The organism is Comamonas odontotermitis, assembly GCF_040396735.1.
Classification (GTDB): Bacteria; Pseudomonadota; Gammaproteobacteria; order Burkholderiales; family Burkholderiaceae_C; genus Comamonas; species Comamonas odontotermitis_C.
Genome location: NZ_JBEBNZ010000024.1, coordinates 44,569 through 54,894, shown reverse-complemented (window position 1 = coordinate 54,894; position 10,326 = coordinate 44,569). Strand labels below are relative to the sequence as shown.

At 62.9% G+C, this 10,326-nt stretch carries 12 protein-coding genes; 9 read left to right on the top strand and 3 right to left on the bottom strand.

Annotated elements, in window-relative coordinates:
- Positions 1-323: 323 nt before the first annotated feature.
- The 4 genes from ACH2DG_RS17270 (at position 324) to fghA (ending at position 4,032) form a co-directional block, all read left to right on the top strand.
- Positions 324-590 carry a metal/formaldehyde-sensitive transcriptional repressor gene (locus tag ACH2DG_RS17270; protein WP_395025451.1) on the top strand — a complete coding sequence of 89 codons (267 nt, stop codon included), beginning with the start codon at positions 324-326 and terminating at the stop codon, positions 588-590.
- A gap of 59 nt (positions 591-649) precedes the next feature.
- Entirely contained in the window at positions 650-1,765 is a 1,116-nt protein-coding gene (locus ACH2DG_RS17265; protein ID WP_395025452.1) for an S-(hydroxymethyl)glutathione dehydrogenase/class III alcohol dehydrogenase, read from the top strand.
- 84 nt (positions 1,766-1,849) lie between these two features.
- Positions 1,850-3,148: a DEAD/DEAH box helicase gene (locus ACH2DG_RS17260; protein ID WP_395025453.1), complete on the top strand. Its 1,299-nt coding sequence runs from the start codon at positions 1,850-1,852 to the stop codon at positions 3,146-3,148.
- Positions 3,149-3,165: 17 nt separating this feature from the next.
- Positions 3,166-4,032 (top strand): S-formylglutathione hydrolase, encoded by an 867-nt coding sequence (gene fghA / locus ACH2DG_RS17255; protein WP_395025455.1) that lies wholly within the window; start codon positions 3,166-3,168, stop codon positions 4,030-4,032.
- Between the two features lie 33 nt (positions 4,033-4,065).
- On the opposite strand, the gene ACH2DG_RS17250 is transcribed toward fghA, so the two are convergent.
- The 3 genes from ACH2DG_RS17250 to ACH2DG_RS17240 form a co-directional block, all read right to left on the bottom strand.
- Positions 4,066-4,698, bottom strand: a complete 633-nt coding sequence (locus tag ACH2DG_RS17250) for a LysE family translocator (RefSeq protein ID WP_395025456.1) — start codon at positions 4,696-4,698, stop codon at positions 4,066-4,068.
- A gap of 40 nt (positions 4,699-4,738) precedes the next feature.
- Entirely contained in the window at positions 4,739-5,038 is a 300-nt protein-coding gene (locus ACH2DG_RS17245; RefSeq protein WP_395025458.1) for a putative quinol monooxygenase, read from the bottom strand.
- Between the two features lie 96 nt (positions 5,039-5,134).
- Positions 5,135-5,572, bottom strand: coding sequence for a DUF3293 domain-containing protein (locus ACH2DG_RS17240; protein ID WP_395025460.1), 438 nt, complete (start codon positions 5,570-5,572; stop codon positions 5,135-5,137).
- Positions 5,573-5,831: 259 nt separating this feature from the next.
- On the opposite strand from ACH2DG_RS17240, the gene ACH2DG_RS17235 reads away from it, so the two are divergent.
- The 5 genes from ACH2DG_RS17235 to mlaE all read left to right on the top strand — a co-directional run bounded on the left by ACH2DG_RS17235 (position 5,832) and on the right by mlaE (position 10,309).
- On the top strand, positions 5,832-6,650 hold the full coding sequence (locus tag ACH2DG_RS17235; RefSeq protein ID WP_395025461.1) for an amino acid ABC transporter substrate-binding protein: 819 nt from the start codon (positions 5,832-5,834) through the stop codon (positions 6,648-6,650).
- 224 nt (positions 6,651-6,874) lie between these two features.
- The gene (locus tag ACH2DG_RS17230) at positions 6,875-7,528 is read left to right on the top strand and encodes an amino acid ABC transporter permease (RefSeq protein ID WP_224150217.1); all 654 of its coding nucleotides are present in this window, start codon (positions 6,875-6,877) and stop codon (positions 7,526-7,528) included.
- Positions 7,509-8,300 carry an amino acid ABC transporter ATP-binding protein gene (locus tag ACH2DG_RS17225; protein ID WP_395025462.1) on the top strand — a complete coding sequence of 264 codons (792 nt, stop codon included), beginning with the start codon at positions 7,509-7,511 and terminating at the stop codon, positions 8,298-8,300. Before ACH2DG_RS17230 ends, ACH2DG_RS17225 begins: the two co-directional genes overlap by 20 nt.
- Before the next feature lie 354 nt (positions 8,301-8,654).
- Positions 8,655-9,527: an ABC transporter ATP-binding protein gene (locus tag ACH2DG_RS17220; RefSeq protein ID WP_395025463.1), complete on the top strand. Its 873-nt coding sequence runs from the start codon at positions 8,655-8,657 to the stop codon at positions 9,525-9,527.
- A complete protein-coding gene (gene mlaE / locus ACH2DG_RS17215; protein ID WP_395025465.1) occupies positions 9,527-10,309 on the top strand; it encodes a lipid asymmetry maintenance ABC transporter permease subunit MlaE in 783 nt (260 codons plus the stop codon). The genes ACH2DG_RS17220 and mlaE overlap by 1 nt, the downstream gene beginning before the upstream one ends.
- Positions 10,310-10,326 lie beyond the last annotated feature (17 nt).

Here is a 10,326-nt window from a genome sequence, read left to right as displayed (position 1 = left end):
CGGGAAGGCCGCCAGGCAGCGCGCGCGGTGGATGAGTTCCTGATGGGGGAGAGCGACCTGCCACGTTGACAGGGTGGGGCGGCCTTCCCGGTCGCCCTTTGGGTCTCGTGAAACGGCAAGCTGAACGGTTGCCTTTGACTCACCGCCGCAAAACCAAGCCGCATACCGGAAGGTGTGCGGCTTTTTTGTTGGCAACTGGTGAACGGTTGGGCCCGTAAGGTGGTGTACTCCCCCTGAGTAATGGTGAATTTTCTGGATTTTGAGATTACTGGCTGTGCGCTTATCTTTTATACTGTCTACCAGTATCTGCAAAAACCTGCATCATGCCCCATTCGGTCGAAGACAAACGCCGTGCCATTACGCGCCTGAACCGCATTCGTGGGCAGGCTGATGCGCTGGCGCGCGCGGTGGAGGCGGGCACCGACTGCGCGCCCATCCTGCAGCAGCTGGCTGCGATGCGCGGCGCCGTGCATGGCCTGATGGCTGATCTGCTCGACAGCCATCTGCGCGAGACCATGGCCAGGCAGCCCGCGCCCTCGCAGACTGATATCGAAGAGATGCTGGCGCTGCTGCGCTCGTACCTCAAATAGGCGCGCTGCCCTGGCAGCGTTTGACCGTTCCACCCGTTTTTGACCCAAGGAGTCCACCCATGAAATCCCGCGCCGCTGTTGCCTTCAAAGCCGGAGAGCCCCTGCAGATCGTCGAGATCGACGTCGCGCCGCCCCAGGCGGGCGAGGTGCTGGTCAAGATCACCCATACTGGCGTGTGCCACACCGATGCCTTCACGCTGAGTGGCGATGATCCCGAAGGCCTCTTCCCCGCCGTGCTGGGCCATGAAGGCGCAGGCATTGTGGTGGAAGTGGGCGAGGGCGTGACCAGCGTCAAGCCTGGTGACCATGTGATTCCGCTCTACACCGCCGAATGCGGTGAATGCCTGTTCTGCAAAAGCGGCAAGACCAATCTGTGCACCGCCGTGCGCGCCACCCAGGGCAAGGGCGTGATGCCCGACGGAACCACGCGCTTCTCGTACAACGGCGAGCCCATCTACCACTACATGGGATGCTCCACGTTCAGCGAATACACGGTGGTGGCCGCCGTGTCGCTGGCCAAGATCAACCCCGATGCGAACCCCGAGCAGGTCTGCCTGCTGGGCTGCGGCGTAACCACGGGCCTGGGCGCCGTCAAGAACACCGCCAAGGTGCAGGAAGGCGACACGGTGGCCGTGTTCGGCCTGGGTGGGATTGGCCTGGCAGTCATTCAGGGCGCCAAGCTGGCCAAGGCCGGCCGCATCATCGCCGTCGATACCAACCCTGGCAAGTTCGAGCTGGCCCGCACCTTTGGCGCCACTGACTGCGTCAACCCCAAGGACCATGACAAGCCGATCCAGCAGGTGATCGTCGAGATGACCGGCTGGGGTGTGGACCACAGCTTTGAATGCATTGGCAACGTCCACGTCATGCGGGCCGCGCTCGAATGCGCGCACCGTGGCTGGGGCCAGAGCGTCATCATCGGTGTGGCAGGCAGCGGGCAGGAGATTTCGACCCGCCCCTTCCAGCTGGTGACCGGCCGCAAGTGGATGGGCACGGCCTTTGGCGGCGTCAAGGGCCGCTCGCAACTGCCTGGCATGGTGGAAGACGCGATGGCGGGCAAGATCCAGCTGGCACCGTTCGTCACCCACACCATGGGTCTGGCGCAGATCAACGAGGCATTCGACCTGATGCATGAAGGCAAGTCGATCCGCTCGGTCGTCAATTACGCCGAATAAAACCTCGCCGCACGCAATCGGCCCGCAGGCCCGACAATGGCGGGCTGAATGCTTTATTGCGGCAGCAGCCGCGCCCTTGTCTCCATGTCCTTCTCCACACTCGGCCTTGCGCCATCGCTCGCCCATGCCGCCCAATCGCAGGGGCTGATTGCGCCCACGGCCATCCAGCAGCAAGCCATCCCCGCCATTCTGGACGGTGGTGACCTGCTGGCTTGCGCGCCCACAGGCTCGGGCAAGACTGCCGCCTACGTGCTGCCGCTGTTGCAGGCCTGGATGCTGAGCGACGCGGGCGACAGGCCCGGGACGCGTGAAACCCAGGCCCTGGTTCTGGTGCCCACGCGTGAGCTGGCCACGCAGGTGGCAGAGCTGGTCTATTTTGTGGGCGAGGCACTGGGCCGCCGCCCCAAGGTGGCGGTGCTCACGGGCGGTGTATCCATCAATCCGCAACTGCTGGCCCTGCGCGGGGGCGTGGACATGGTGATTGCCACCCCCGGGCGTCTGCTGGATGTGGTGGACCACAGCAAACTGCGGCTGGACACCATTCGCACCCTGGTGCTGGACGAGGCCGACCGCCTGATGGACCTGGGTTTTGCCGACGAGCTGAACCGCGTGCTGGCCCTGGTGCCCGCCAAGGCGCAGCGCCAGACCCTGCTGCTGTCTGCCACGTTTGCCCCCGCCGTGCAGGCCCTGGTGCCCCAGCTGCTGTGCGACGGCCATGCGCGGGTCGAGATCGCATCCACCCACCTGGAAGACGCCACCATCGAGCAGCGCGCGCTGTACGTGGATGCCGCCAAGCGCACGCCGGTGCTGCGCGATCTGATCGAGCAGTACAAGGGCCAGCGCATGCTGGTGTTCGTGGCCAGCCGCTACAGCGCGGAGCACGTGGCCAACAAGCTGTACGACCGGGGCATCAACGCCACGGCCTTCCATGGCGAGCTGAGCCAGGGCGCACGCCAGCAGGTGCTGCAGGAGTTTCGCAGCAGCCAGTGGCAGGTGCTGATCACTACCGATCTGGCAGCGCGTGGCATCCATGTCGATGCGCTGCCGCTGGTCGTCAACTACGACCTGCCGCGCTCGCCGACCGATTACACCCACCGCATTGGCCGCACAGGCCGCGCAGGGCTGAGCGGCCTGGCCATCAGCCTCGTCACGCCCGCAAGCCTGGCGCACTGGAAGCTGATTGCCAAACGCAATGCGCTTGCTGTGGAGCTGGAGCAGTTGCCCTCCTATCCGGTGACCGAGCCCGAGCCCACGCTCCAGCCGCAGGAAGACGGAAACAACGGCGGCATCAAGGGCAAGCGCATGAGCAAGAAAGACAAACTGCGCGCGGCAGCACAACAGGCAGGCATGCCTGCGGCCCGCCCTGGCAAGACGACGCAGTGAATTAAAAAAGGATTTCCATGGTTGACGCCACCTCTACCCTCAAGCTCAACGCCGCCCATGCCTCTTTTGGCGGTGCGCAGCGCTTCTACGAGCACTTCTCCAGCGAGACGGGTCTGGTGATGAAGTTCTCCATCTATCTGCCGCCCAAGGCAGTTGAGGGTGAAAAGGTGCCTGTGCTGATGTACCTGGCAGGGCTCACCTGCACCGAAGAGACTTTCATGGTCAAGGCTGCAGCGCAGCGCCTGGCTGCCGAGCTGAATGTGGCTCTGCTGACGTGTGACACCAGCCCGCGCGGCGCGGGCCTGCAAGGTGAATCGGAGAGCTGGGATTTTGGCGTGGGGGCCGGTTTTTACCTCGATGCCACCGCCAAGCCCTGGGCGCTGCATTGGCGCATGGAAAGCTACATCCTCCATGACCTGCTACCGCTGGTGGGCGCCAGGCTGCCCGTCGATCTGCAGCGCCTGGGTATTTTGGGTCACAGCATGGGCGGCCATGGGGCGCTGACCCTGGCGCTGCGCCATCCCGGGGTGTTCAAATCGGTATCGGCCTTTGCACCCATTGCCAACCCCATTCACTGCCCTTGGGGCCAGAAAGCCTTTTCCGGCTACCTGGGCGACAACCAGGCAGCGTGGGCGCAGCATGATGCCACCGAGCTGATGACCGCGCAGTCGCAGGCGCCATACCCGGCAGGCATCCTGATCGACCAGGGGCTGGCCGACAAGTTTCTGCTCGAAAAGCAACTGCTGCCCGAAGCCTTCGAGGCTGCCTGCGCCAAGGCAGGCCAGCCGCTCACGCTGCGCCGCCATGCGGGCTACGACCACGGCTACTACTTCATCCAGACCTTCATGGATGAGCACCTGCGCTTTCACGCGCGCCAGTTGTAGGCTTGTGCGCGCTCCCGACCTGCTGCGGCCGGGCTACTTGCGCGCCTCGGTCAGCATCCGCAGGGCAAGACCCGCCAGTACGGTGCCCATCAACCAGCGCTGAACCTGTATCCAGCTGGGGCGCTGCGCCAAAAACACGGCGATGGAGCCTGCCAGCATTGCGATGGCGGCATTCACGCTGACGCTGATCACGATCTGCGTCAAGCCCAATGCGATGGACTGCGAAAAGACGCTGCCATGCGCGGGGGTGATGAACTGGGGCAGCAGCGACAGGTACATCACGGCAATCTTGGGATTGAGCAGGTTGGTGAGAAAGCCCATGGCAAACAGTTTTCGCGGGCTGTCCTGCGGCAGTTGCCGCACTTCGAACGGTGAGCGCCCCCCGGGTTTGACGGCTTGCCACGCCAGGTACAGCAGATACAGCGCGCCGCCAATGCGCAGCGCATCATAGGCAAATGGGATGGCCATCACGATGGCGGTGATGCCCAGAGCCGCGCACACCATGTAGAACACAAAGCCCAGTGCCACACCGCCCAGGGAGATCAGACCTGCGGTGCGCCCCTGGCAGATGGAGCGCGAGATCAGGTAGACCATGTTGGGCCCTGGTGTCAGCACCATGCCCAGCGAGATGAGGGCAAAGGCCAGCCAGTTGTTGAAATCAGGCATCGTCAATACTTTTCCGCAAGGTTGGAGGGCAAGCCGCACATCAGGTGCTGCGCGGCGATCCTACATCATAGACGCGCAGGTTTCTGTCACCCATCTCCAGCGCAGGCCATGCGGCGCGCCAGGTTTGGATGTGGCTGGATGCGAAATGCGCGTCCAGCGCGGTCTGGTCACTCCACAACTCCTTCACATGGATCAGGCCCGGCTCCAGCACGTCTTCGCCATAGCTGTACTCCAGGCACCCGGCCTCGGCGCGCGAGGCCTGCACCATCGCACGCATCGCAGGTCTGGCGCGCTCCAGGTTGGCGGCAGGCAGGCGGACGGTACCAACAATCAACAGCATGTGTTTTCCTTTCATGGATGCAAGCCAAGCAGGCAAGGGGCGGGGGGCGCCATCGAGATCCGCATTCGCGCCCCTCAGCCGGGCCGATTCTGGCGGTCAGCGCATCCAGCCTGGCACCCGGGTTTCCAGCAACTGGGGCACAGTATCGGCTGCGGTCCACAGCACCGCCAGCTGTTCCCATTCGGCGGCCCAGCGCTGGGCATCTTCGCGGCCCATGCCGATGACGAGAAAGCCCGGTTCGGCGGGCCAGCCGTTGGCAGGGTGCTGGGCCACGGTGGGCAGTGCCGCGTAGCCGGCGGCGCCCAGGGCGCGGCCCAACTGGGCATGGCGCTCGATGTTTTCGTCCTTGTCCAGCAATTCGCCCATGGGGTTGAAGGCGGTGATGAGGCAGGCGCAATCGGTCTGGTGCTGCTGGTAGAGAGCCGTGAGCACGGGCTGGGGCTGGCCCACCTGCAAGCCAAAGGGTGCTTGGTGCAGCACGTGGTACTGGGTTTCTTCAAAGGCCTTGCGCAGTGCGGGCGAGAGGGTGGTCATAGTTTGATAGCTGCCAGCGCTTTTTGGGTAAGCGCTGGCGGCATATTCCATTGAAAATCACGGCAGGGGCCAGCCTGTGCCAGCCAGGGTCGCCATCGTAGCGGCTTGCCGACGTCCGACTAGCCCGGCAGAGTTTTCCATAAAGGCGACACGAAATTCGTGTGATCGGAGACAATACCCGCTTCGCCCGCACTTGGTATCTTGTCCCGAACAAGCCAGGTGCTCTTATTTTGTCTTTCTCTTTGCGTTGTTGGACACCATGAAAAAACGTTCCTTCGTTGCCACCCTGGCGCTGTCTGCCCTGCTTGCCGCTTGCAGCAAGAATGAAGCTCCCAAGCCTGCGGCAGAAACGCCGGCGCCAGCGCCTGCACCGGTCGCTGCTGTGGCTTCCAAGCTGGTGGTGGGCCTGGACGACAACTTCCCGCCCATGGGTTTCCGTGACGAGAAGAACGAAATCGTGGGTTTTGACATCGACATGGCCCGCGAAGCGGCCAAACGCGCGGGCATCGAAGTGGAATTCAAGCCCATCGACTGGAACGCCAAGGAAGCCGAGTTGCTGGGCAAGCGCGTGGATGCGCTGTGGAACGGCCTGACGATTCTGGAAGAGCGCAAGGAAAAGATCCTGTTCACCGATCCGTACATGGTCAACAAGCAGATCATCATCGTGAAGGCTGGCTCGCCCATCAAGACCAAGGCCGACATGGCTGGCAAGGTGGTAGGCGCTCAGGAAGGCTCCAGTGCCGTGACGGCGATGGAAAAGGACAAGGAACTGTCGTCCAAGTTCAAGGAAACCAAGCTGTTTGGCGACAACATTGCTGCGCTGATGGACGTGGAAGCCGGCCGCCTGGATGTGGTGGTGGTGGACGAAGTGGTGGGCCGCTACCTGGTCAACAAGAAGCCTGACAACTATGTGGTGCTCGCAGACGACTTCGGCACCGAAGACTATGGCGTGGGCTTCCGCAAGGACGACGAGGCCACCCGCAACAAGATCAACGACGTGCTGGGCGAAATGAAGAAGGATGGCAAGGCCGAAGAGATCGCCAAGAAGTGGTTTGGCGCGGACGTGATCAAGCACTGATAGCGGATTGCAGGGTGCACACCGCGCCCTGCTGGTGCAAGAAATCTGCAAAAAACATAGCTGGTAGCGCGCAGCCATATTGACTCTTTGGCATGAAAGCCATTGAAGTTCAATGTGGATGAGCGCCACCAGCTCTCTTTTTGATAGAAGTGTGTGGCGGCGAGATGCGCCGCACACCGTCAGGCATACGGCGCGCGAGGCAGGGCGCCACCTGAGGGCATGCGATGGATTATGTAATTTCACTTCTGGGGCCGCTCTCCAATGGCGCCCTGGTGACTCTCAAGCTGTTTGTCATCACTCTGGTGCTGTCGGTGCCGTTGGGCCTGGCATTGGCGCTGGCGCGTATCTCGCCCTTCAAATGGCTCTCGCGCCTGGTCGAGGGCTACATCTGGCTGATGCGCGGCACGCCCTTGATGCTGCAGTTGCTGTTCATCTACTTTGCGCTGCCGTTCGTGCCAGTGGTCGGCGTTCGCCTGCCTGATTTTCCTGCGGCCGTGGTGGCGTTTGCGCTCAACTACGCCGCCTACTTTGCCGAAATCTTCCGTGCCGGCATCCAGAGCGTGGACCGTGGCCAGTACGAAGGCGCCAAAGTGCTGGGCCTGTCGTATGGCCAGACCATGCGCCGCATCGTGCTGCCGCAGATGATCCGCACCATCCTGCCGCCGGTCAGCAACGAAACCATCACCCTGGTCAAGGACACCTCGCTGATCTACGTGCTGGCACTGAACGACCTGCTGCGCGCCGCGCGTGGGATCGTTCAGCGCGATTTCACCACCACGCCTTTCGTGGTGGCTGCGGCCTTCTATCTCATCATGACCCTGGTGCTGACCTGGGGCTTCAACCGTTTGGAGAAACGCTATGCCAAGTACGACGCTTGATTTCACCCAGGCGGGCGTCATGGTGCAGGCCCGCGGCATCCACAAGGCCTTCGGCGGTGCCGAGGTGCTCAAGGGCGTGTCGCTCGATATCCACAAGGGCGAGGTCGTGGCAGTGATCGGACCGTCGGGCTCGGGCAAGAGCACATTCCTGCGCTGCCTGAACCACCTGGAGGTAATCGATTCCGGCTCCGTCGTGGTGGGCGGCGCCACCCTGGTGCAGAACAATGCCCAGGGCGTGGCGCAGTATGTGCCCGACGCCGAACTGCGCACCATTCTGCGCCGCATGGGCATGGTGTTTCAGTCGTTCAACCTCTTCCCGCACCTGACGGTGCTGGAAAACATCATCGAGGCACCGATGATCGTCAAGGGCATGACGCGCGACCAGATCATGCCCAAGGCGCAGGCGCTGCTGCGCAAGGTGGGCCTGTCGGAAAAGGCCGATGCCTACCCCGCCCGCCTGTCGGGCGGCCAGAAGCAGCGCGTGGCCATTGCGCGCGCACTGGCCATGGAGCCGGACATCATGCTGTTTGACGAGCCGACCTCCGCGCTGGACCCGGAGCTGACCGGCGAAGTGCTGCGCACCATGCGCGAGCTGGCCGAAGAGCACATGACCATGCTGGTGGTCACGCACGAAATGGGCTTTGCCCGGGAAGTGGCCAATACCGTTGTGTTCATGGACCAGGGTGAGCTGATCGAGGCCAAGCAGGCGAGGGCCTTTTTTGAGGAATGCAGCCACCCGCGCATCCGGTCGTTTCTGGAAAACATGCTCTGAGCGAGCGAAAGGGAAAGCTCCAGCGCGCAGAAAGATGCTGCCGGAGTGGCCATATTGACCTCAAGCGCCCGTCTGCCGGGCGCTTTTTGCTATTGAAAAAGAATTTTTCATAGCAGCGCCGTGGGTCGATGGCGCAGGGCTGCCGCACTGCAGCAAATCGTGCAACCGCCGCGCCAATAGCCTGCGGCGGCAAGGGGCCTCCCGCTGGCAAAGTGGCGATGTGATGCTATAAATACATGCGTGAATGTTTGTTGCAAATGTTGCTGCCAGAAGGTCGCTGCGTTCACCAATTGACGACAATGAGGATGACGGCGATCACGTATGATGATCAAGCCGGTTCCATCCGGTTTTTCTATGCCATCTACCGCTTCCACACCACTCGCAGAGCTACGCAACGTCACCTTTGGATATGGCGACCGCACCATCCTGCGCGATGTGTCGCTGACGATTCCGCGCGGCAAGGTAACGGCGCTGATGGGGGCGTCCGGCGGCGGAAAAACCACGATCCTGCGGCTGATTGGCGGCCAGGTGCGCGCCCAGGCTGGCGAAGTGCTGGTGGGCGGGCAGGATGTGGGTGCGATGAGCCAGGCCCAGCTGTATGCAGCACGGCGCCGCATGGGCATGCTGTTCCAGTTTGGCGCGCTGTTCACTGACATGAGCGTGTTCGAGAACGTGGCGTTTCCGCTGCGCGAGCACACCGATCTGGCAGAACCGCTGATCCGCGACATTGTGCTGATGAAGCTGCAGGCCGTGGGTCTGCGTGGCGCGCGCGATCTGATGCCCTCGCAGATATCGGGCGGCATGGCGCGGCGCGTGGCGCTGGCGCGGGCGATTGCGCTTGATCCCGAATTCATCATGTATGACGAGCCCTTTGCCGGGCTGGACCCGATTTCGCTGGGCACCTCGGCGCAGCTGATCCGTGAGCTCAACGACGCCATGGGACTGACGACCATCATCGTCTCGCACGATGTTGAAGAAACATTCAAGCTGGCCGATCAGGTGATCATTCTGGGCCCGGGCGTGGTGGCCGCACAAGGTTCGCCCGAAGAGGTGAAGGCCAGCACCGACCCACTGGTGCACCAGTTTGTGGGAGCACTGCCACAGGGCCCTGTGCCTTTTCATGTTCCAGGGCCCAGCATGGAAGAAGACTTCGGAGCGGGCGGCTCAGGCGTGGCCGGCTCAGTTGCAGCCGGCCCAGGCGCGGCTGCCAGGAAAGGAGGCCGCTGATGCGTTGGTGGCACCCTTCCGACATTGGTTTTGCATTGCGCAGCAAGGCGGTGGGCGTAGGCCAGGCTACGCGGTTGCTGCTGCGCTTGGTGGGCGCACTGGGCTACGTACTCAAGCGCCCGGCGCTGCTGCGCGACCAGATTCACTTTCTGGGCAATTATTCGCTCGCCATCATCGGCGTGTCGGGCCTGTTCGTGGGCTTTGTGCTGGGCCTGCAGGGCTACTACATCCTGCAGCGCTACGGCTCGACCGAAGCCGTGGGCATGATGGTGGCACTGACCCTGCTGCGCGAACTCGGGCCCGTGGTGACCGCCTTGCTGTTTGCCGGGCGTGCCGGCACGGCACTCACGGCCGAAATCGGCCTGATGAAAGCCGGCGAGCAACTGTCTGCCATGGAGATGATGGCGGTCGATCCCGTGGAGCGCATCCTGGCACCGCGCTTTTGGGCGGGCCTCATCACCATGCCTTTGCTGGCGGCCGTGTTCAGCGCAGTGGGCGTGGTCGGCGGCTGGATCGTGGGCGTGCTGATGCTCAATATCGACGGCGGCGCCTTCTGGGGCCAGATGCAGAATGGCGTCGATGTGCTGACCGATCTGGGCAATGGCGTCATCAAGAGCTTCGTGTTCGGTGTGACGGTGACCTTTGTGGCGCTGCTGCAGGGCTACGTGGCCAAGCCCACGCCTGAGGGCGTGTCGCGCGCCACCACGCGCACGGTGGTGATGGCATCGCTGGCGGTGCTGGCGCTGGATTTCCTGCTCACCGCAACCATGTTCAGTATTTGATGCTATAGAAAATAGAG

Coding starts and splice junctions, on each gene's coding strand:
- ACH2DG_RS17270 (WP_395025451.1), top strand. CDS start 324: ATGCCCCATTCGGTCGAAGACAAACGCCGTGCCATTACGCGCCTGAAC.
- ACH2DG_RS17265 (WP_395025452.1), top strand. CDS start 650: ATGAAATCCCGCGCCGCTGTTGCCTTCAAAGCCGGAGAGCCCCTGCAG.
- ACH2DG_RS17260 (WP_395025453.1), top strand. CDS start 1,850: ATGTCCTTCTCCACACTCGGCCTTGCGCCATCGCTCGCCCATGCCGCC.
- fghA (WP_395025455.1), top strand. CDS start 3,166: ATGGTTGACGCCACCTCTACCCTCAAGCTCAACGCCGCCCATGCCTCT.
- ACH2DG_RS17250 (WP_395025456.1), bottom strand. CDS start 4,698: ATGCCTGATTTCAACAACTGGCTGGCCTTTGCCCTCATCTCGCTGGGC.
- ACH2DG_RS17245 (WP_395025458.1), bottom strand. CDS start 5,038: ATGCTGTTGATTGTTGGTACCGTCCGCCTGCCTGCCGCCAACCTGGAG.
- ACH2DG_RS17240 (WP_395025460.1), bottom strand. CDS start 5,572: ATGACCACCCTCTCGCCCGCACTGCGCAAGGCCTTTGAAGAAACCCAG.
- ACH2DG_RS17235 (WP_395025461.1), top strand. CDS start 5,832: ATGAAAAAACGTTCCTTCGTTGCCACCCTGGCGCTGTCTGCCCTGCTT.
- ACH2DG_RS17230 (WP_224150217.1), top strand. CDS start 6,875: ATGGATTATGTAATTTCACTTCTGGGGCCGCTCTCCAATGGCGCCCTG.
- ACH2DG_RS17225 (WP_395025462.1), top strand. CDS start 7,509: ATGCCAAGTACGACGCTTGATTTCACCCAGGCGGGCGTCATGGTGCAG.
- ACH2DG_RS17220 (WP_395025463.1), top strand. CDS start 8,655: ATGCCATCTACCGCTTCCACACCACTCGCAGAGCTACGCAACGTCACC.
- mlaE (WP_395025465.1), top strand. CDS start 9,527: ATGCGTTGGTGGCACCCTTCCGACATTGGTTTTGCATTGCGCAGCAAG.